Here is a 21,695-nt window from a genome sequence, read left to right on the forward strand (position 1 = left end):
GAGGCGGCCGTCCCACCTTCGGGTGGGGCGGCCGCCTCTTCGCGTTCCCGGCCCCGGCGGTGCTCGCGGCGCGACGCGGAGCGGTTGTCGCGGCGGGACGTGGGGCGGTTGTCGCGGAGCCCCAACGAGAGCGCCGTTCCGGGTGCGTTTCCTGTGTGGGAGTGATAAAGAGCTGGTGAAAAGCGTGCGCCGGGGCGGGTTGTGCGGTACTCGGCGGGCGGCGTAGCGTCCCGTCCTGACGCTGTGGCCGCACCTGGCCGCCCCTGTCCCGGCCACCGGTTCCAGCGCGTCCGTGACACCCCTGGCTTGAGGCGCCGGTTCTTGGACCACTAGTCTCATAGGGCCCGTAAGTAACGATTGTCTTACGACGTCGGATTTTGCCGCTGATCTGGGGCGGAACCCCTTCCATTTGGACGGGGGGCCGCTACGGTGGTGGCACCCGTCACGGCTACCGGGCGGTAGCAACGGGGCGGGCACGAGGTGTGACGGGCAAGGCAGAGCCAGAGTGCTACTCGCTCATTGGTTCGGGATTCCCCCCGGCCTGGACGAAAGGTGACGAGTGGGCGTCGAGATCAGAGTCGAGGGCCTGACGAAGTCCTTCGGCCGCCAGGTGATCTGGCAGGACGTGTCGCTGACCATTCCCGCAGGTGAGATCTCCGTTCTTCTGGGCCCGTCCGGTACCGGCAAGTCGGTGTTCCTGAAGTCCCTCGTCGGGCTGCTCAAGCCCAACCGGGGGCACATCTGGATCGGCGACAAGGACCTTCCCTACCTGCCCGAGTCGCAGCTCTACGAGACCCGCAAGCTGTTCGGCGTGCTGTTCCAGGACGGCGCGCTGTTCGGCTCGATGAACCTGTTCGACAACATCGCCTTCCCGCTGCGCGAGCACACCAAGAAGTCCGAGTCCGAGGTCAAGCGCATCGTCTTCGAGAAGATGGAGATGGTCGGCCTCCTCGGCGCCGAGCACAAGCTGCCCGGCGAGATCTCCGGCGGTATGAAGAAGCGCGCCGGCCTCGCCCGCGCGCTGGTGCTGGACCCGGAGATCCTGCTGATCGACGAGCCGGACTCCGGCCTCGACCCGGTCCGCACCGCGTTCCTGAACCAGGTGTTCATCGACCTGAACGCGCAGCTCAACGCGACGTTCCTGATCGTCACCCACGACATCAACACCGCCCGCACCATCCCCGACAACATCGGGCTGCTGTACCAGCGGAACCTGGCCATGTTCGGCCCGCGGGAGATGCTGCTGTCCAGCGAGGAGCCGGTCGTCCGGCAGTTCCTCAACGCCAGCAAGATCGGCCCGATCGGCATGTCGGAGGAGAAGGACGCCTCCGAGCTCGAGGCGGAGGCGAAGATGGGCCTCGACTCGGGCAAGCTGCCGCCGATCCCGCCGCAGCAGATGCCGAGCAACGGGCTGATCCGGGCCGGCATGCACGCCCCCGGCGCCTGGTGCGCCGCGCACGGCGTGACGCCGCCGCCCGGCTCGTTCATCGACGACCTCGGCCGCAACTGGGTGGAGGAGTGGCCGCGGTACGTGGCGTCCATGTCCGCCGGCGCGGCCGCCGCCCCGGCGGCACCGGGCGGCCCGCCGCCCGCGGGCCCGCCGCCGGGCGCACCCGGCCATGCCGGTCCCGGCGGTCCCGGCGGTCCCGGCCACTTCCCCGGTAACCCGCCGCCGGGCGCCCCCGGAGGTGCGGCGTACTGATGTCCACTCCTGGTATCGGCGCGGACCAGCGAGCGGGAAGCAGGGCCGGAGGCTCCTCCGGCACGCTGCGCAAGATCGGGGACGGCGCGACCAACGTCGCGATCCGCGAGCCCGGCAGGTTCTTCGCCATGTGCCTGGACACCGGGCGCGCGGTCTTCCGCCGCCCGTTCCAGTGGCGCGAGTTCATCGAGCAGGCCTGGTTCATCGTCAGCGTCACCGTCGTCCCCACCATGCTGGTCGCCATCCCCTTCGGCGGCGTGCTGTCGCTGCAGGTCGGCGGGCTCATCCGGCAGCTGGGCGCGCAGTCCTACACCGGTGCGACCGCGGTGGTCGCGATCGTCCGCGAGGCCAGCCCGCTGGTCACCTCGCTGCTGGTCGCGGGCGCCGCGGGGTCGGCGATGTGCGCCGACATCGGCTCCCGCAAGATCCGCGAGGAGATCGACGCCATGGAGGTGCTCGGCATCAACCCGCTGCACCGCCTGGTGGTGCCGCGCACCCTCGCCTGCGCGTTCGTCGCGCTGTTCCTGAACGGCCTGGTGTCGGTGGTCGGCCTGCTCGGCGGCTACTTCTTCAACGTCGTGCTGCAGGACGGCACGCCGGGCGCCTACCTCGCCTCGTTCAACGCGATCGCGCAGCTGCCCGACCTCGTGCAGGCGGAGATCAAGGCGTTCGTGTTCGGTATCACCGCCGGCCTGGTGGCGGCCTACAAGGGCCTGAACGCCAAGGGCGGGCCGAAGGGCGTGGGCGACGCGGTCAACCAGACCGTGGTCATCACCTTCATGCTGCTGTTCGTGGAGAACTTCATCATCTCGATGCTGTACAGCCAGTTCGTCCCGGCGAAGGGCATGTGATGGCGGCCCCGACCAAGGCGGGCAAGGCCGTCAACCGGGCGGTGAGCGCGCCCCTCGCGCGGCTCGACGACTTCGGCCACCAGATGTCGTTCTACGTCCGCGCGTTCGCGTGGACGTTCCGGGCGCTGCGCCGGTACCGCACCGAGGTGCTGCGGCTGCTGGCCGAGGTGAGCCTCGGCACCGGCGGCCTGGCGGTGATCGGCGGCTCGGTGGTGATCGTCGGGTTCATGACGTTCTTCACCGGCAGCCAGGTCGGCCTGGAGGGCTACGAGTCCCTCGACCAGATCGGCACCGCCGCGTTCACCGGCTTCATCGCCTCCTACTTCAACACCCGCGAGATCGCGCCGCTGGTGTCGGCGCTGGCGCTGTCGGCGACGGTCGGCTGCGGGTTCACCGCGCAGCTCGGCGCGATGCGGATCTCCGACGAGATCGACGCGCTCGAGGTGATGGCGGTCCCGTCGATGCCGTTCCTGGTCACCACCCGCATGATCGCGGGGATGGTCGCGGTGATCCCGCTGTACGTGGTCGGCCTGCTGGCCTCCTACGGCGCGACGCGGGTCATCGTGACGATGATCTACGGGCAGTCGCCGGGCACCTACGACCACTACTTCCACCTCTTCCTGCCGCCGCACGACATCTACTGGTCGTTCGGCAAGGTGATCATCTTCTCGGTGCTGGTGATGCTGATCCACTGCTACTACGGCTACAACGCCAGCGGCGGCCCGGCCGGCGTCGGCATCGCGGTCGGCCGCGCGGTGCGGACCAGCATCGTGGTGATCAACGTGGCGGACCTGCTGCTCGGCATGGCCATCTGGGGCACCAGCACCGGCGTCCGGATCGCGGGGTGAGGCGGCCGTGAGCGAGAGGACGCGCTACCGCGTGCTGGGCCTGGCGATGATCCTGGTGATCGTCCTGCTGCTGGCGCTGACCGTGGCCTTCTACAACAAGGCGTTCACCCCGGTGACGAAGGTGAAGGTCGCGACCGAGCGGGTCGGGCTGCAGCTGCTGCCGCACGCGGACGTGAAGGTCCGCGGGATCATCGTCGGCGAGGTGCGCGGCACCCACGTCACCTCCAACGGCGCGACGCTCGACCTCGCCCTGGACCCCGGCGAGGCCGAGAAGATCCCGAACAACGTGCAGGCGCGGCTGCTGCCGAAGACGCTGTTCGGCGAGAAGTACGTCGACCTGGAGATCCCGCAGCAGCCGGGCCCCGAGGGGCTGCGCGCCGGGCAGACCATCCAGCAGGACCGCTCCCAGCAGGCCGTCGAGATCAACAAGCTGCTGGACGACCTGCTGCCCGTGCTGCGGGCGGTGAAGCCGGCCGAGCTGAACACCACGCTGAACGCGCTGGCGACCGCGCTGCAGGGCCGCGGCGACCAGATCGGCCGCGACATCGACGAGGCCGACGCGCTGCTGAAGAAGGTCAACCCGGAGCTGCCGACGCTGGTGCACGACCTGAACAGCCTCGCCGACGTGTCGGACATCTACCACCAGGCGGCCCCCGACCTGCTGCAGACGCTGCGCAACATCAACGTGACCAGCAAGACGATCACCGACAAGAAGGCGACGATCGAGCGGCTGATCCCGGCGACGACCGACCTGGCCCGCGACGGGAACACGTTCATGACGCAGAACGCGCCGAAGATCGTCGGGGTGAACATCGCCAGCCGGGACGGGCTCGCCCTGATCGCCCGGTACTCGCCGTCGCTGCCGTGCGTGTTCGCCGGCCTGGTCAAGCTGCGGCCGGAGGCCGAGCGCGTCGCGGGCGGCAACGGCGGCAAGACCTTCAACCTGACGGTCGAGATCGTCAAGCCGCGGCCGGGCTACAAGTACCCGCTCGACCTGCCCGAGGCCAAGGACCAGCGCAACCCGCGCTGCTACGGGCTGCCGAACCCGAAGGTCCCCTCGCCGGACTACCTGGCGCTGGACGGCACCGAGGACGACCTGTGGTGGAAGAACCCCGACGACCCGAACGGCGGTAGCGGCGCCGGCTCGCGCGGCCGCGGCATCTCCGACGTGTTCGTCGACCCGGGCTCGATGAGCGAGAACGACAAGATCAAGAGCATCGTCGGCCCGATGTCGCGGACGCCGGCCGACCAGCTCTCCGACGTCGCGTCGCTGATGTACGGGCCGCTGCTGCGCGGATCGGTGGTGACGATCAAGTGAAGACGACCAGCGCCGCGATCAAGCTCGGCATCTTCGTCGTGCTCACCGCGCTCGCGACCGGCGTGCTCGCGATGACCATCTCCAACACGCGGTTCGGGCCGTCCCGCGACTACAAGGCGATCTTCACCGACGCCACCGGGCTGCTGAAGAACGACGACGTGCGCGTCGCGGGCGTCCGGGTCGGCCAGGTCGAGGACATCAAGCTGTACCACGGCAACCAGGCCCAGGTGACGTTCAGCCTCCAGCGCAGCGGGGTGTTCCAGGCGGGGCTGCCGGCCTCCACGCAGGCGCAGATCCGCTACCGCAACCTGATGGGGCAGCGGTACCTGTCGCTGAGCGACGGCGCCGGGCAGGCCAACAGCTACCTCAGGACCGGCGGCACCATCCCGGTCGGGCAGACCCAGCCCGCGCTGGACCTCACCACGCTGTTCAACGGGTTCCGCCCGCTGTTCCAGGCGCTGGAGCCCAAGGACGTCAACACCCTCGCCACCCAGATCGTGCAGGTGCTGCAGGGCGAGGGCGGGACGGTCAACAGCCTGCTGTCGCACGTGGCGTCGCTGACCAACACCCTCGCCGACCGCGACCGGGTGATCGGCGACGTGATCGACAACCTGAACACCGTGCTCGGCACCATCGACGACCGGCACCAGCAGGTCGAGCAGCTGATCACCGACCTGCGCGGATTCGTCAGCGGGGTGTCCGGCGACCGCGAGGCGATCTTCGACTCGGTGTCGGCGATCAACCAGCTGACCGGCACGACCGCGGGCCTGCTGAAGCAGTCCCGGCCGGGGATCAAGAGCGACATCGACGGGCTGCGGAAGCTGACCGGAACGCTCAACGCCAACAGCGGCGAGCTGAACCGGGCCCTGGAGGGCTCGCCGAAGACGCTGCAGAAGCTGGTCAGCATCTCCCAGTACGGCTCGTGGTTCAACATGTACATCTGCGGCCTCGACGCGCGGGTGCGGCTGCCGGGCGGACCGGTCTACCAGACGCCGGCGATCGTGAACGAGAACGCGAGGTGCAAGTAGATGAGGATCCCGTTCCGGGAGCGCAACCCGGTCCCCATCGCCCTCGTCGCGTTCGCGGTGATCGTCCTGGCGCTCGTGCTGGTGATGAACCTCGGGAACATCCCGTTCATCAACGGCGGCAGGACGCACACCGCCGCGTTCAAGGAGGCCGCGGGGCTGAAGGCGGGCGAGGAGGTCCGCATCGCCGGCGTCAAGGTCGGCAAGGTGAAGTCCCTCGACCTCGACCACGGTCACGTGAAGGTCACCTTCCAGGTGGACGACGGCGTGCGGCTCGGCGACCGCACCGAGGCCGACATCAAGATCAAGACGCTGCTCGGCCAGCACTTCCTCGCGCTGACCCCGCGCGGGTCGGGCCGGCTCGGCCGCACCATCCCGGTCGAGCGCACGCACACGCCGTTCGAGGTCGTCCCGGCGATCAGCCAGCTGAGCCAGCGCGTCGACCAGATCGACACCGCGCAGCTCGCCAAGTCGTTCGACACCCTGTCGGACACCTTCAAGAACTCCCCGCCCGAGGTGAAGGCGTCCCTGCAGGGGCTGCGCCGGCTGTCCGGCACCGTCGCCTCACGCGACGACCAGCTGCACGAGCTGGCCGGCAAGGCCAAGGACGTCTCGCAGCTGCTGGCCGACCGCAACCAGGACTTCGCCAAGCTCGTCCAGGACGGCGACAAGGTGCTGCAGGCCGTGCAGGCGCGGCGCGCGGTGATCCACCAGCTGCTGGTCAACACCGTCTCGCTGTCGCAGCAGGTCAACGCGCTGATCAGCGAGAACCAGGCGCAGTTGAAGCCGATGCTGGACAACCTGACCAAGGTCAACAGGATCCTGCTGAAGAACCAGGACAACCTGGACCGGACGATCCAGCTGTTCGCGCCGTACGCCCGGCAGTTCTCCGACGTCGTCGGCACCGGCCGCTGGTTCGACTCCTACATCCAGAACCTCCTCCCGATCCCCGCCTCGATCCAGGACGCCCCGAAGAGCTCGGGCACCGGGACGGGCGCCCCCACCCAGGGCGGCGGTCAGAACAAGCAGAACGGCCAGACCGGTACCGGCAACAACAGCAACAACCCGTTGCCGTTCCTCCCCTGAGCAGGCAGGTTCCCCCGTGCGTAACTCCGGCTTCATCCTTCGCCTCGGCGGCGCGATCCTCGCCGTCGCGGTGCTGGCGGCCGCGCTCGTCCTGCTCCTGCAGGAACCCAGGCAGCGGCACATGACGGCGTACTTCACCAAGACCGTCGGCCTCTACAAGGGCGCCGAGGTCCGCATCCTCGGCATCCCGGTCGGCGAGGTCACCAGCGTCAAGCCGGTCGGCGACTCGGTGAAGGTCGAGCTGAGCTGGGACGCCAAGTACAAGGTCCCGGCGGGCGCCCAGGCCGTCATCGTCAACCAGACGCTGGTCGCCGACCGCTACATCCAGCTGACCCCCGTCTACACCGGCGGCCCCGTGCTGGCCGACGGCGCGACGCTCGGCACCGACCGCACCGCCGTCCCCGTCGAGGTCGACGAGGTCAGCGGCAGCCTCAACGACCTGACCAAGGCGCTCGGCCCGCAGGGCGCGAACGCCACCACCCCGGACAAGCAGCAGGGCTCGCTGTCGCGGCTGCTGCAGGTCGGCGCGGCGAACCTGCAGGGGCAGGGCGGCGACATCCGGCAGACGATCGCCGACACCTCCGACATGCTCAGCACGCTCAGCGCCGACCGCGGCGACGTCGCCCAGACGATCAGGAACCTGCGGATCATCACCGACACGATGAAGGCCAACGACCAGCAGATCCGCTCGTTCAGCACCCACCTGAACGGCGTGTCGGGCCAGCTGGACGGGGAGAAGGAGGAGCTGAGCGCGGCGCTCAACACCCTCGCCCCGACGCTGCGGAACGTGCAGACGTTCATCAAGGACAACCGCACCGAGCTGTCGTCCAACGTCCGGCAGCTCGCGCAGGTCACCGGCGTGCTGGTGAAGGAGAAGGACGCGCTGGCCGAGGTGCTGACCGCCGGCCCGCTGGCCATCAACAACCTGGCCCGCGCCTACGACCCGATCAGCGGCACCATCCACACCCGCGACAACTTCCGCCAGTTCAACAACCTGGCCGACTGGGTGTGCTCGCTGGCCTACTCCGTCGGCACCCCCGCCAAGCAGTGCCTGGACTTCGTCAAGCCCTACAACGGCATCGGCAAGGCGCTCGCCGGGGTCAGCCTGGACCTGTCCTGGATCACCGCGCTGACCACGCACTACGACCCCGTGCCGATCCCGCCGGACGCCTACGGCCCCGGCGGGCGCAGCGGCTCCAAGAGCACCGGTACCAAGAGCACGAGCACCAAGAAGACCGCGAAGACGGCGGCGCACGACCCGAAGAGCATCACCTCGCTGCTGCCCGGAGGTGCCCGATGAGCAGGACACCGCGCAGGCGCGGCGGGACGGACGCGCCCGGCGGGGCCGCGCCGCGCCGCACGAGGCTGCTCGGCCCGAAGCCGCTGGCCGCCGTGGCGCTCGCCGGCGTGACGGCCCTGTCGGGCTGCTCGTTCAACGGCGTGTCGTCGCTGCCGCTGCCCGGCGGCCCCGACCTCGGCTCCCACCCCCGCACCGTGAAGATCGAGTTCACCAACGTGCTGGACCTGGTGCCGCAGTCGGTGGTCAAGGTCAACGACGTCTCGGTCGGCAAGGTCACCAAGATCGACCTGGCCGGCGGGACGGCGGGCTGGCACGCCGTCGTCACCGTCAAGGTCCGCGACAGCGTCGACCTGCCCGACAACGCGGTCGCCACGATCGGCCAGACGAGCCTGCTTGGGGAGAAGTTCGTCCAGCTGGCCCCGCCGACCGACCAGGCGCCGACGGGGCACCTCAGCTCCGGTGACGTGATCCCGCTGTCGCGCACCGGCCAGGGCACCGAGATCGAAGAGGTGCTGTCGGCGATGTCGATGCTGCTGAACGGCGGCGGCATCGAGCAGGTCGCCACGATCAGCCACGAGCTGCAGGCCGCGATGAGCGGCCGGGAGGGCACGATCCGCTCGGTGCTGCAGCGGGTGGACACCTTCGCCGGGACGCTCGACACCAACCGCGCCGCGATCACCCGCGCCCTGGACAGCATCGACCGGCTCACCGGCAAGCTGTCCGACGAGCGCAAGACGATCACCGACACCATCGACCAGACCGGCCCGGCGATCACGATCCTCAAGCGCAACCGGGCCGACCTGACGAGGATGCTGGTGGCGCTGAACAAGCTCAGCCGCACCACCACCGACGTGATCGACAGGTCGCAGGCCAACTTCGTGGCGAACCTGAAGGACCTGAACAAGATCCTCGCCAACCTGAACAAGGCCGGCTCCGACCTGCCCAACGCGCTGCAGTCGCTGATCACCTTCCCGTTCCCGCCGACCTTCGCCAACGTGATCGAGGGCGACTACGGCAATGTCAGGCTGACGGTCGACCTGGACTTCAACGACCTCGCCCAGAACCTGCTCGGCGGCACCGACCTGGAGAACCAGATCGGCAGCGGCAAGCAGATGCGCAACATGCTGCAGGTGCCGAACGTGACCCTGCCCGACTCGCCGCTCGGCTCGCTCCCGCAGTCGTCCGGCGGCTCCGCCGGCGGGCTGCCCGGGCTGCCCGGCCTCCCCGGCGCGTCCACGCCGACACCGACGCCGACGCCGACGACGACCAAGAAGTCCGGCTCCGGCGGAACCGGCGGCACCCGGAACGGCGCGCTGGCCCCGGCACCCGGCGACGACGGTCTGCGGACCCTGATGGGGGGCCTCTGGTGATCCTCAAGCGCGGCGTCATCATCCAGCTGATCGCCTTCGCGGTGATCACGATCGTCGGCGTGACGATCGTGCTGGTGAACTACATCGGCGTCGGCCGGCAGCTGCTCGGCAAGCAGTACACCGCCTACGTCGACCTGTCCGACTCCGGCGGCGTGTTCACCAACGCCGAGGTCACCTACCGGGGCGTCCCGGTCGGCCGGGTCGGCCCGATGTCGCTCACCAAGGACGGCATCCGGGTGAAGCTGGTGCTCGACCGCGGCAAGCGCATCCCGCGCGACGGCACCAAGGCGATCGTGGCGAACCGGTCCGCGGTCGGCGAGCAGTACATCGACCTGGAGCCGACCCGGAAGACCGGCCCCTACCTCGACCAGGGCGATCCCTACACGATCCCGAAGCAGATGACCACGCTCCCGGTGCGCACCGAGGAGCTGCTCCGCAACGTCGACCAGCTCGTCGGTTCGGTGAACACCAAGGACCTCGGCACGATCGTCGACGAGCTGGACAAGGCGTTCAACGGCTCGGCGTCGGACCTGCAGTCGATCCTGGACGACACGCACCGGCTGCTGCAGACCGCCGACCAGGCGTACCCGGACACCAAGCAGCTGCTCGACAACAGCGTGACGGTGCTGGACACCCAGCGGTCCGAGGCCGCCAACATCCGCGGCTTCGCCCGCAACCTCAACGACTTCACCGCCTCGCTGCGCAAGGACGACCCCGCGCTGCGCAAGACGATCGACAACGCCCCCGGGGCCGTCGACCAGACCCACAAGGCGATCGACCAGCTGTCGCCGACGCTGCCGACGCTGCTGGCCAACCTGACCACCACCGGGCAGGTCATCACCTCCCGGCAGAACGGCCTGCGGTCGCTGTTCATCCTCTACCCGGTCGAGGTGGCGGGCGCGTTCACCGTCACTCCGGGCGACGGCACCCAGCACCTCGGCCTCGACCTGAACATCAGCTCGCCGCCCGCGTGCACCGAGGGCTACGGGGGCGTGAAGCACCGCTGGCCGCAGGACACCTCGCTGCGCAACCCGCCGCTGAACGTCGGCTGCAAGGCCCCGCACAACTCGGCCACGGACGTGCGCGGTGCCCGCAACTTCCCCAAGGACGCGCTGACGCCCGTCCCGGCGCTGCCCCCTGGCGCCACCACCGGCGCCGGATTCCCCGCGGGCGGCGCGTACGGGACCGACGGCGGCTCCAAGTCGTCGGAGGCCAAGGGCAAGAGCTCCGGCGACGGCCAGGCCAAGGGCAAGGCGGCCGCCGCGGCGGCGCCGACCGGCCAGCTGTCGAATGGGCGGCTGTACCTGTCGTATCCGGCCAATTCAGTCGAATTCGCTGGATACGATCCGTCGACGGGCGCGGTGTACGGCCCGGACGGCAAGAAGTACGTCATGCCACGTACCGCCGGCAATCGTGAGTTGGGAGACTCCTCGTGGAAGTGGCTGATGCTCGGACCCCTGAGCCAGTGAGGCGGGGCCGATGAGACGCCTCTGGCCGCAGATCACCACGATCGCCCTCGGCGTGCTCGTCGTCGCGCTCGCCGTCGTCACCGGCGTGTACTCGGTGCGCGTCTACCACGGCAAGGAGTCCGCCGACCAGCGCGTGAGGGCGACCCAGTCGGCCCGCCAGATGGGCGTCAACCTGATGACGATCAGCTCGACGTCCGCGCAGAAGGACATCGACCGGATCATGTCGGGCGCCACCGGCGACCTGAAGAACAAGCTCGGCTCCCAGTCCAAGACTCTGATGGACACGCTGAAGCAGACGCAGGCCAAGTCGACCGTCAGCCAGGTCGAGGCCGGGGTCGTCTCCATGGACGGCGACTCGGCGGAGGTGATGGTCTCCCTCAACGGGACCGTCACCAACCCCAAGGTGAAGGACGGCGCCCAGCGCGCCTACCGGTACCTGATGGAACTCAGCCGGGTCGGTGACCGCTGGCTCGTCGCCAACCTGGAGGTGGTCCCGTGACCATGCTCGGCAGGGGCAAGCGCTCCGCACCGAAGAAGGACGAGGGCCCGCGAGAGGACGGCGACGGCAAGGCCGGCAAGGCAGCCGCGCAGGCCACCAAGGCCGAGGAGGCTGCGGAGGCGGCCCGCCTCGCCGAGGAGGCCGCGGCCCGCGCCCGCGAGGCCGCGCGCCTCGCCCAGATCGCCGCCGACGCGGCCGCCGCCGCCGACGCCGAGGACACCGACGCCGAGGACACCGAGGAGGACGCCCCGGCGAAGGCCGTCAAAACGGCTGTGAAGCCCCGCCGCACCAAGAAGGCCCCCGAAAGCGTCCCCGAGGACGACGACCCCGCAGCGGACGAATCAGCCGCGGACGAGGCCCCGGCCGACGACGCCCTCAAGACCGAGGCCGAGGAAGACACCGACGAGGCCGAGGACGAGCCGGACGACGCCCTCGAGACCGAAGCCGACGAGGCCGAGGACGAAGACGAGGACGGCGAGCTCGAGGACGAGGACGACGAGCCCGCGGACGAGGCGAAGCCCCGCACGACCAAGAAGGCGCTGGCCTTCAAGCGGGCCGCCAAGACCGACGAGCCGCGCCGCCGCGTCGGCACCGGCCGGTTCACGCTGCTCGCGGTGATGACGGTCCTGTTCCTCGCGCTCGGCACCGCGGCCACGGTCCTGATCCTCAAGGACCACAAGCAGAACGCGATCGACGACGCGCGCCGGGACGGCCTGTGGGCCGCCTCGAAGGCCGCCCAGGAGCTGTCGTCCTACGACTACCGGACGATCGACGCCGACACCAAGGCCGCCGCCGCCATGACGACGGGCAAGCTGCACGACGACTACGTCAAGCAGCTCCCGTCCTTCAAGGCGCAGGCGACCGCGCAGCAGCTCGTCGGGACGACCACGGTGATGAAGACGGGCGCGATCAGCGCGTCCCCGGACAAGGTCGTGGTCCTGGTCTACGCGGACCGCTCCTCGGCCACCAAGAACGACAAGACGCCGCAGCTCCCCGAGTCGCTGCGGCTGAAGATGACCATGGTCAAGGTCGACGGCAAGTGGCTCGCCCAGAAGGTCGACGTCATCTCCTAGCCCCCCTCCGACCCGCCCGGGCGACCTCCCACGACAGGGAGGTCGCCCGTCCGCGTAAAGAGCCGGCTGAACAGCCCCACGAGGCCCGAACCTCGGCCACCGACCGCGACGGGGGATCGGGGGGTCGCCCCCCAGTAAACTATGGCCTTCCTCACTGCAGGTCAGGGCCCGAAAAGTCCAAGTCCGCTCTTGACTGCAAGGCCTGGAGGGGCGATGCTCCATGGCAACGTGATGCATACTGCGGCGCTAGAGTTGCGAGCGGTGTACCGGTCGGCTACACTGCCCCTTTGCGCTGCCCTCTGACTATCCACGTGTGAGAGCACTCCCGAGCGGGTCCGTTTTGGCCCCTAACGCGCGGGTCTTGAACGTGGATCGTCTGGCGTGCGTGTCGTCAGTTACGCCGCGAGCCCTCGGAAGGACCACCACTCTTGGCAGCCTCGCGCAACGCCTCGAATACCGCAACCGGTCCGCACCGCGTCTCCTTCGCGCGCATCAAGGAGCCGCTCGAAGTCCCGGACCTCCTTGCTCTGCAGACCAACTCCGTTGACTGGCTGCTGGGCAACGAGAGGTGGAAGGCCCGGGTCGAGGCGGCCCAGAAGGCCGGAAGTAGGAGCGTCCCGACCCAGTCGGGCCTCGAGGAGATCTTCGAGGAGATCAGTCCGATCGAGGACTTCTCCGGGACCATGTCCCTCTCGTTCCGCGACCACCGGTTCGAGCCGCCCAAGTACTCCGTCGAGGAGTGCAAGGACAAGGACATGACCTACTCCGCCCCGCTGTTCGTCACGGCGGAGTTCATCAACAACACCACCGGTGAGATCAAGAGCCAGACGGTCTTCATGGGCGACTTCCCGCTCATGACCCCGAAGGGCACCTTCATCATCAACGGCACCGAGCGCGTCGTCGTCTCGCAGCTCACCCGGTCGCCCGGCGTGTACTTCGACCGCGCCCTCGACAAGGCGTCCGACAAGGACATCTACGGCTGCCGGGTCATCCCGAGCCGCGGCGCCTGGCTCGAGTTCGAGATCGACAAGCGCGACAACGTCGGCGTGCGCATCGACCGCAAGCGCAAGCAGCCGGTCACCGTGCTGCTCAAGGCCCTCGGCTGGGACGAGGCCCGCATCCGCGAGCACTTCGGCGCCTACGAGTCGATCAACGTCACCCTGGAGAAGGACCACACCTCCGGCCAGGACGACGCCCTGCTCGACATCTACCGCAAGCTGCGGCCGGGCGAGCCGCCGACCCGCGAGTCGGCGCAGACCCTGCTGGAGAACCTGTACTTCAACCCCAAGCGGTACGACGTCGCCAAGGTCGGCCGCTACAAGATCAACAAGAAGCTCGGCCTCGACCTGGACATGCGCCAGGGCACCCTGACCGAGGACGACATCGTCGCCACGATCGAGTACCTGGTCCGGCTGCACGCCGGCGAGGAGGAGGCCACCCTCGGGGCCGTCCCGGTGCCGATCGAGGTCGACGACATCGACCACTTCGGCAACCGGCGCCTGCGCACGGTCGGCGAGCTCATCCAGAACCAGGTCCGGCTGGGCCTGGCCCGGATGGAGCGCGTCGTCCGCGAGCGGATGACCACCCAGGACGTCGAGGCGATCACGCCGCAGACGCTGATCAACATCCGGCCGGTCGTCGCCTCCATCAAGGAGTTCTTCGGCACCAGCCAGCTGTCGCAGTTCATGGACCAGACCAACCCGCTGGCCGGGCTGACGCACAAGCGCCGCCTGAACGCGCTCGGCCCCGGCGGCCTGTCGCGTGAGCGCGCCGGCATGGAGGTCCGCGACGTCCACCCGTCGCACTACGGCCGCATGTGCCCGATCGAGACGCCGGAAGGCCCGAACATCGGCCTGATCGGCTCGCTCGCCGCGTTCGGCCGGGTCAACCCCTTCGGGTTCGTCGAGACCCCGTACCGCAAGGTCGAGGACGGCCGGGTCACCGACCAGATCGACTACCTGACGGCCGACGAGGAGGACCGCTTCGTCATCGCGCAGGCCAACTCCCTGCTCAACGAGGACGGCACCTTCCAGGACGACCGCATCCTGGTCCGCCGCAAGGGCGGCGAGGTCGAGCTGGTCCCGGCCCGCGAGGTCCAGTACATGGACGTCTCGGCCCGGCAGATGACCTCGGTCGCGACCGCGATGATCCCGTTCCTGGAGCACGACGACGCCAACCGCGCGCTGATGGGCTCCAACATGCAGCGCCAGTCCGTCCCGCTGCTGCGCAGCGAGGCGCCGCTGGTCGGCACCGGCATGGAGTACCGCGCGGCGACCGACGCCGGCGACGTGATCACGGCCGAGAAGGCCGGCGTCGTCGAGGAGGTCTCGGCCGACTACGTGACCGTCATGAACGACGACGGCACCCGCACGACCTACCGCGTGTCCAAGTTCAAGCGCTCCAACCAGGGCACCTGCTTCAACCAGAAGCCGATCGTGGACGAGGGCCAGCGGGTCGAGTTCGGGCAGGTCATCGCCGACGGCCCGTGCACCGACGACGGCGAGATGGCGCTCGGCAAGAACCTGCTCGTGGCGTTCATGCCGTGGGAGGGCCACAACTACGAGGACGCGATCATCCTCAGCCAGCGCCTGGTGCAGGACGACGTCCTGTCCTCGATCCACATCGAGGAGCACGAGGTCGACGCCCGCGACACCAAGCTCGGTCCCGAGGAGATCACCCGGGACATCCCGAACGTCTCCGAGGAGGTCCTGGCCGACCTCGACGAGCGCGGCATCATCCGGATCGGTGCGGACGTCGTCCCCGGCGACATCCTGGTCGGCAAGGTCACGCCCAAGGGCGAGACCGAGCTGACCCCCGAGGAGCGGCTGCTGCGCGCGATCTTCGGCGAGAAGGCCCGCGAGGTCCGCGACACCTCGCTGAAGGTGCCGCACGGCGAGGAGGGCAAGGTCATCGGCGTCCGGGTGTTCTCCCGCGACGAGGGCGACGAGCTCCCGCCCGGCGTGAACGAGCTGGTCCGGGTGTACGTGGCCCAGAAGCGCAAGATCACCGACGGTGACAAGCTGGCCGGCCGGCACGGCAACAAGGGCGTCATCTCCAAGATCCTCCCGGTCGAGGACATGCCGTTCCTCGAGGACGGCACCCCGGTCGACATCGTGCTCAACCCGCTGGGCGTGCCCGGCCGGATGAACGTCGGCCAGGTGCTGGAGACCCACCTCGGCTGGGTCGCCTCCCGCGGCTGGAAGGTCGAGGGCGACGACGCCGACTGGAAGCGCGCGCTCAAGGAGATCGGCGCCGACGAGGCCCCGCCGTGGACCAACACGGCCACCCCGGTGTTCGACGGCGCTCGCGAGAACGACGTCACCGGCCTGATCCAGAGCACCCTGCCCAACCGCGACGGCAACCGGATGGTGGGCCCGGGCGGCAAGGCGCGGCTGTTCGACGGGCGCACCGGCGAGCCGTACAGCGACCCGATCTCGGTCGGCTACATCTACATCCTCAAGCTGCTCCACCTGGTCGACGACAAGATCCACGCCCGCTCGACCGGCCCGTACTCCATGATCACCCAGCAGCCGCTCGGCGGTAAGGCCCAGTTCGGCGGCCAGCGCTTCGGTGAGATGGAGGTGTGGGCGCTGGAGGCGTACGGCGCGGCCTACGCCCTGCAGGAGCTGCTGACCATCAAGTCCGACGACGTCCTCGGCCGGGTCAAGGTCTACGAGGCCATCGTCAAGGGCGAGAACATCCCCGAGCCCGGCATTCCCGAGTCCTTCAAGGTGCTCATCAAGGAGATGCAGTCGCTCTGCCTCAACGTCGAGGTGCTCTCCAGCGACGGCATGTCCATCGAGATGCGCGACACCGACGAGGACGTCTTCCGCGCCGCGGAGGAGCTCGGCATCGACCTGTCCCGGCGCGAGCCGAGCAGTGTCGAAGAGGTCTGATCAACTCAAGGGGAAAACAGTTGCTTGACGTCAACTTCTTCGACGAGCTTCGCATCGGCCTGGCGACCGCCGACGACATCCGCCAGTGGTCGCACGGCGAGGTGAAGAAGCCGGAGACGATCAACTACCGGACCCTCAAGCCGGAGAAGGACGGGCTCTTCTGCGAGAAGATCTTCGGTCCGACCCGGGACTGGGAGTGCTACTGCGGCAAGTACAAGCGCGTCCGGTTCAAGGGCATCATCTGCGAGCGCTGCGGCGTCGAGGTGACCCGCGCCAAGGTGCGCCGTGAGCGGATGGGCCACATCGAGCTGGCCGCTCCGGTCACGCACATCTGGTACTTCAAGGGCGTCCCGTCGCGCCTGGGCTACCTGCTGGACCTGGCCCCGAAGGATCTCGAGAAGATCATCTACTTCGCGGCCTACATGATCACCAGCGTGGACGCCGAGCGCCGCGACCGCGACCTGCCGACGCTGGAGGCCCACATCTCCGTGGAGCGCCAGCAGATCGAGCAGGCCCGCGACGCGCAGGTCGAGGCCCGCCAGCAGAAGCTGGAGGGCGACCTGGCGGAGCTGGAGGAGGCCGGCGCGAAGGCCGACCAGAAGCGCAAGGTGCGCGACGGCGCCGAGCGGGAGATGAAGCAGCTGCGCGACCGCGCGCAGCGCGAGCTCGACCGCCTCGACGAGGTGTGGAGCCGGTTCAAGAACCTCAAGGTCCAGGACCTGGAGGGCGACGAGCTGCTCTACCGCGAGATGCGCGACCGGTTCGGCAAGTACTTCGAGGGCGGCATGGGCGCCGCGGCCATCCAGGCGCGGCTGCAGAACTTCGACCTCGACGCCGAGGCCGAGAAGCTGCGCGACATCATCCGCACCGGCAAGGGCCAGAAGAAGGCCCGCGCCCTCAAGCGGCTGAAGGTCGTCTCGGCGTTCCTCAACACCCGCAACAGCCCGCTCGGCATGGTGCTGGACTGCATCCCGGTGATCCCGCCGGACCTGCGTCCGATGGTGCAGCTGGACGGCGGCCGCTTCGCGACCTCCGACCTGAACGACCTGTACCGCCGGGTCATCAACCGCAACAACCGGCTCAAGCGCCTGCTCGACCTCGGCGCGCCCGAGATCATCGTCAACAACGAGAAGCGGATGCTGCAGGAGGCCGTCGACGCGCTGTTCGACAACGGCCGCCGCGGCCGCCCGGTCACCGGGCCGGGCAACCGCCCGCTGAAGTCGCTGTCCGACATGCTCAAGGGCAAGCAGGGCCGGTTCCGGCAGAACCTGCTGGGCAAGCGCGTCGACTACTCGGGCCGTTCGGTCATCGTCGTCGGCCCGCAGCTGAAGCTGCACCAGTGCGGCCTGCCCAAGCAGATGGCGCTGGAGCTGTTCAAGCCGTTCGTGATGAAGCGGCTGGTCGACCTCAACCACGCGCAGAACATCAAGTCCGCCAAGCGGATGGTCGAGCGGGCCCGCCCGGTCGTGTGGGACGTGCTGGAAGAGGTCATCACCGAGCACCCGGTGCTGCTGAACCGGGCGCCGACCCTGCACCGCCTGGGCATCCAGGCGTTCGAGCCGCAGCTGGTCGAGGGCAAGGCCATCCAGATCCACCCGCTGGTCTGCACCGCGTTCAACGCCGACTTCGACGGCGACCAGATGGCGGTGCACCTGCCGCTGTCGGCCGAGGCGCAGGCCGAGGCGCGGATCCTGATGCTGTCGACCAACAACATCCTCAAGCCGTCGGACGGCAAGCCCGTCACCATGCCCACCCAGGACATGGTCATCGGCCTGTACTGGCTGACGACGCAGAAGGACGGCGCCGACGGCGAGGGCCGCGCGTTCGGCTCGATCGCCGAGGCGATCATGGCCTACGACCGGCACGAGCTGGACCTGCAGGCCAAGATCCAGATCCGGCTGAAGGACGTCCCGCCGCCGCGCGGCTGGCAGGCGCCCGAGGGCTACGAGCCCGGCCAGGCCTACCGGCTGGAGACCACGCTCGGCCGCGCGCTGTTCAACGAGACGCTGCCGGACGACTTCCCGTTCGTCGACGACGAGATCGGCAAGAAGCAGCTGTCGGCGATCGTGAACGAGCTGGCCGAGACCTACCCGAAGGTCGAGGTCGCCAACGCGCTGGACGCGCTGAAGAGCACCGGGTTCCACTGGGCCACCCGGTCCGGTGTGACCATCTCCATCGACGACGTCGTGACGCCGCCGAACAAGCAGGACATCCTGAGCGGCTACGAGGCGCGCGCGGAGAAGGTGCAGCGCGAGTTCAACCGCGGTCTGATCACCGACGACGAGCGCAAGCAGGAGCTCATCGAGATCTGGAACAAGGCCACCGCGGACGTCGCGGTGGACATGGAGAAGGCGTTCCCGAAGGCCAACCCGATCTGGATGATGATCCAGTCGGGCGCCCGCGGCAACCCGCTCCAGCTGCGCCAGATCGCCGGCATGCGCGGCCTGGTCTCCAACCCCAAGGGCGAGACCATCCCGCGTCCGATCAAGTCGTCCTTCCGCGAGGGGCTGTCAGTCGTCGAGTACTTCATCTCGACGCACGGCGCCCGGAAGGGCCTCGCGGACACCGCGCTGCGGACCGCCGACTCGGGTTACCTGACCCGGCGCCTGGTGGACGTCGCGCAGGACGTCATCGTCCGCGAGGAGGACTGCGGCACCGACCGCACGATCCCGTTCGAGGTGGCCGAGAAGCTGCCGGACGGCACGCTGGTCAAGCTGGCCACCTCGGAGACCGCGCTGATCGGCCGCACGATCGCCGAGGACGTCGAGGTCGACGGGACGGTCATCTTCCCGGCCGACACCGACCTGTCGGACGCGGTGGTGACCCGGCTGGTCGAGGCGGGCGTGGAGTCGGTGCGCACCCGCAGCGCGCTGGTCTGCGAGGCCAAGATCGGTGTCTGCGCCGCCTGCTACGGCCGCTCGCTGGCCACCGGCAAGCGGGTGGACGTCGGCGAGGCCGTCGGCATCATCGCCGCGCAGTCCATCGGCGAGCCCGGCACCCAGCTGACCATGCGGACGTTCCACACCGGCGGTGTCGCCGGCGGTGACATCACGCACGGTCTGCCGCGTGTCCAGGAGCTGTTCGAGGCCCGCATCCCCAAGGGCGTGGCGCCGATCAGCGAGGTCGCCGGCCGGATCAAGATCGACGAGACGGAGAAGACCCGCAAGGTCGTCGTCGTCCCGGACGACGGCTCCGACGAGATCGCCTACCAGGTGCCGATGCGCTCGCGCCTGCTGGTGAAGGAGGGCGAGCACGTCGACGTCGGCCAGCAGCTCATCGCGGGCGCCATCAACCCGCACGAGGTGCTGCGCATCCTCGGCCCGCGCGCGGTGCAGCTGCACCTGGTGCACGAGGTCCAGGAGGTGTACCGCTCGCAGGGCGTGTCGATCCACGACAAGCACATCGAGATCATCGTCCGCCAGATGCTGAAGCGGGTGAACATCCTCGAGTCGGGCGACACCGACCTGCTGCCGGGCGACCTGGTGGAGCGGCCGATCTTCGAGGAGACGAACCGGAACGTCGTGGCCGAGGGCGGCACGCCCGCCGCCGGCCGCCCCGTCCTGATGGGCATCACCAAGGCCTCGCTCGCGACCGAGTCGTGGCTGTCGGCGGCGTCCTTCCAGGAGACGACCCGGGTGCTCACCGAGGCCGCGATGCACGCCAAGAGCGACCCGCTGCTCGGCCTCAAGGAGAACGTCATCATCGGCAAGCTCATCCCGGCCGGTACCGGCATGCCGCAGTACCGCAACGTCCGGGTCGAGCCGACCGAGGAAGCGAAGGCGGCGGTTTACTCCGTCGGCTCCTACGACGACGGCGCCGAGTACGCCTTCGGGCAGGGCTCCGGCGAGGCCGTGCCGCTGGAGGAGTACGACTTCGGCCAGTACAACCGGTAACACCTGAACCGGGGGTTCCGTCCCCCGGTGGCGAGGGCCCCTTCCGCAGGCGCGGGAGGGGCCTTCCGCGTGTCCGGGCATGCGATCTACCTGCAGTTTTACCCGTTTTCTTGACCTTTGAGGGTGTTTTGCGGTGCCGTGCCCGGGGACGACCGAGGTGCTGGCTAATGTACGCGTCGGGGGAGGAATCACATGAAGAGGGTCATGACCGCAACGCTGCTCGCCGCGGCCGTCGTCGTCGGCGGGGTGGGTACCGCCAGCGCCGCCCAGCCGTCCAGGAGCGACCGGCAGACGCAGCAGGGCTGTCGCACCTACTCCAGCGTCAAGGAGTGCGGCAAGCTCGATCTGAACGCCAAGCAGCGCGCCTGCGAGGCCAAGTACGTCAAGCTGGGAATGACCCAGAGCCGAGCAGAGGTGGAGTGCCACGCATTCGACTGACACCGGCGCATACGGAAAGGGCCCGCTCCCTGGGGAGCGGGCCCTTCCGCGTCCGTTAGCCTGCCCGCCGGTTTGGTGATCGCCCGCGCGGCGGTGCACCGTGGAGGACGCGACCGAGAGGAGTGGTCATGGAACAGGTGCGGCTCGGGACGACGGGGACGAGGGTCTCGCGGATCTGCCTGGGAATGATGAGCTTCGGCGACCCCGGCCAGCGGCCCTGGGCGCTGACGGAGGAGGCGGCGGAGCCGATCGTCCGGCGGGCGGTCGAGGCGGGCGTGACGTTCTTCGACACCGCCGACATGTACTCGCGCGGCGTGAGCGAGGTCATCACCGGGCACCTGCTGGCGAAGCTGTTCCCGCGCCGGGAGGACTACGTCCTGGCGACCAAGGTCTGCCTGCCCATGGGCGACGGGCCCAATGACAAGGGGCTGTCGCGCAAGCACATCATGGCGGCCATCGACGACTCGCTCCGGCGGCTGGGCACCGACTATGTGGACCTCTACCAGATCCACCGCTGGGACTATGAGACGCCCATCGAGGAGACCATGGAGGCCCTCGACGACGTGGTGCGCGCGGGCAAGGCGCGCTACATCGGCGCGTCCAGCATGTTCGCGTGGCAGTTCGCCAAGGCGCAGCACGTCGCGGAGCGGCACGGCTGGGCGAGGTTCGTCACGATGCAGAACCACTACAAATAGTAGTTCATCCCATGCGGGTTTACCTTCGATCTATGTAGGTCACCCAGAGTGATAGTCGCTCGGATCGTCCAGCACGGGGTTTCAGTCCTGATCATGGTCGGGTACTCATGGATGCGGAGCCGCATCCTGCGACTCCGGAACGGACGAGTGACAGGCGGGGTCGGCTCCTGCCACCGGGGCGCCGCGAGGTGGCCTCATCGAGAAGCGACAGCCGTGACACCACACATAAAGA

The 21,695-nt window shown here is 69.0% G+C and carries 14 protein-coding genes and 1 pseudogene; all 15 read left to right on the forward strand.

Annotation, left to right across the window (positions count from 1 at the left end; genetic code table 11):
* The first annotated feature begins 559 nt into the window (after window positions 1–559).
* Window positions 560–1,702 (forward strand): ABC transporter ATP-binding protein, encoded by a 1,143-nt coding sequence (locus QP089_RS42180; RefSeq protein ID WP_285920110.1) that lies wholly within the window; start codon window positions 560–562, stop codon window positions 1,700–1,702.
* Window positions 1,702–2,553 (forward strand): MlaE family ABC transporter permease, encoded by an 852-nt coding sequence (locus QP089_RS42185; RefSeq protein ID WP_285920112.1) that lies wholly within the window; start codon window positions 1,702–1,704, stop codon window positions 2,551–2,553. The genes QP089_RS42180 and QP089_RS42185 overlap by 1 nt, the downstream gene beginning before the upstream one ends.
* Entirely contained in the window at window positions 2,553–3,401 is an 849-nt protein-coding gene (locus QP089_RS42190) for an MlaE family ABC transporter permease (protein WP_285920114.1), read from the forward strand. Before QP089_RS42185 ends, QP089_RS42190 begins: the two co-directional genes overlap by 1 nt.
* A gap of 7 nt (window positions 3,402–3,408) precedes the next feature.
* Window positions 3,409–4,719 (forward strand): MCE family protein, encoded by a 1,311-nt coding sequence (locus QP089_RS42195; protein WP_285920116.1) that lies wholly within the window; start codon window positions 3,409–3,411, stop codon window positions 4,717–4,719.
* Complete coding sequence (locus QP089_RS42200) at window positions 4,716–5,747, forward strand: MCE family protein (RefSeq protein WP_285920118.1); 1,032 nt, start codon at window positions 4,716–4,718, stop codon at window positions 5,745–5,747. Before QP089_RS42195 ends, QP089_RS42200 begins: the two co-directional genes overlap by 4 nt.
* Window positions 5,748–6,830 carry an MCE family protein gene (locus QP089_RS42205; protein WP_285920120.1) on the forward strand — a complete coding sequence of 361 codons (1,083 nt, stop codon included), beginning with the start codon at window positions 5,748–5,750 and terminating at the stop codon, window positions 6,828–6,830.
* Window positions 6,831–6,846: 16 nt separating this feature from the next.
* Window positions 6,847–8,130, forward strand: coding sequence for an MCE family protein (locus QP089_RS42210; protein WP_285920122.1), 1,284 nt, complete (start codon window positions 6,847–6,849; stop codon window positions 8,128–8,130).
* A complete protein-coding gene (locus tag QP089_RS42215) occupies window positions 8,127–9,500 on the forward strand; it encodes an MCE family protein (RefSeq protein WP_285920124.1) in 1,374 nt (457 codons plus the stop codon). Before QP089_RS42210 ends, QP089_RS42215 begins: the two co-directional genes overlap by 4 nt.
* Window positions 9,497–10,969, forward strand: a complete 1,473-nt coding sequence (locus tag QP089_RS42220; RefSeq protein WP_285920126.1) for an MCE family protein — start codon at window positions 9,497–9,499, stop codon at window positions 10,967–10,969. Before QP089_RS42215 ends, QP089_RS42220 begins: the two co-directional genes overlap by 4 nt.
* A 10-nt stretch (window positions 10,970–10,979) precedes the next feature.
* Window positions 10,980–11,468, forward strand: coding sequence for an Rv1363c family protein (locus QP089_RS42225; RefSeq protein WP_285920128.1), 489 nt, complete (start codon window positions 10,980–10,982; stop codon window positions 11,466–11,468).
* Window positions 11,469–11,470: 2 nt separating this feature from the next.
* Complete coding sequence (locus QP089_RS42230; RefSeq protein ID WP_512699693.1) at window positions 11,471–12,541, forward strand: Rv1363c family protein; 1,071 nt, start codon at window positions 11,471–11,473, stop codon at window positions 12,539–12,541.
* 428 nt (window positions 12,542–12,969) lie between these two features.
* Window positions 12,970–16,437 carry a DNA-directed RNA polymerase subunit beta gene (gene rpoB, locus QP089_RS42235; protein WP_285920132.1) on the forward strand — a complete coding sequence of 1,156 codons (3,468 nt, stop codon included), beginning with the start codon at window positions 12,970–12,972 and terminating at the stop codon, window positions 16,435–16,437.
* A gap of 20 nt (window positions 16,438–16,457) precedes the next feature.
* On the forward strand, window positions 16,458–20,330 hold the full coding sequence (locus QP089_RS42240; RefSeq protein ID WP_285920134.1) for a DNA-directed RNA polymerase subunit beta': 3,873 nt from the start codon (window positions 16,458–16,460) through the stop codon (window positions 20,328–20,330).
* A 192-nt stretch (window positions 20,331–20,522) separates the two neighbouring features.
* The gene (locus QP089_RS42245) at window positions 20,523–20,768 is read left to right on the forward strand and encodes a hypothetical protein (protein ID WP_285920136.1); all 246 of its coding nucleotides are present in this window, start codon (window positions 20,523–20,525) and stop codon (window positions 20,766–20,768) included.
* A 128-nt stretch (window positions 20,769–20,896) separates the two neighbouring features.
* Window positions 20,897–21,457 (forward strand): annotated as a pseudogene (locus QP089_RS42250) (aldo/keto reductase); the annotation flags it as partial.
* Window positions 21,458–21,695: the final 238 nt, after the last annotated feature.

Source organism: Actinomadura opuntiae, from assembly GCF_030283205.1.
Lineage (GTDB): Bacteria > Actinomycetota > Actinomycetes > Streptosporangiales > Streptosporangiaceae > Spirillospora.

What these genes read in the sequence shown, in the direction of transcription:
- QP089_RS42245 (WP_285920136.1), top strand. Translation starts at nt 20,523, where the DNA reads ATGAAGAGGGTCATGACCGCAACGCTGCTCGCCGCGGCCGTCGTCGTC.
- QP089_RS42225 (WP_285920128.1), top strand. Translation starts at nt 10,980, where the DNA reads ATGAGACGCCTCTGGCCGCAGATCACCACGATCGCCCTCGGCGTGCTC.
- QP089_RS42230 (WP_512699693.1), top strand. Translation starts at nt 11,471, where the DNA reads ATGCTCGGCAGGGGCAAGCGCTCCGCACCGAAGAAGGACGAGGGCCCG.
- QP089_RS42215 (WP_285920124.1), top strand. Translation starts at nt 8,127, where the DNA reads ATGAGCAGGACACCGCGCAGGCGCGGCGGGACGGACGCGCCCGGCGGG.
- QP089_RS42185 (WP_285920112.1), top strand. Translation starts at nt 1,702, where the DNA reads ATGTCCACTCCTGGTATCGGCGCGGACCAGCGAGCGGGAAGCAGGGCC.
- QP089_RS42190 (WP_285920114.1), top strand. Translation starts at nt 2,553, where the DNA reads ATGGCGGCCCCGACCAAGGCGGGCAAGGCCGTCAACCGGGCGGTGAGC.
- QP089_RS42205 (WP_285920120.1), top strand. Translation starts at nt 5,748, where the DNA reads ATGAGGATCCCGTTCCGGGAGCGCAACCCGGTCCCCATCGCCCTCGTC.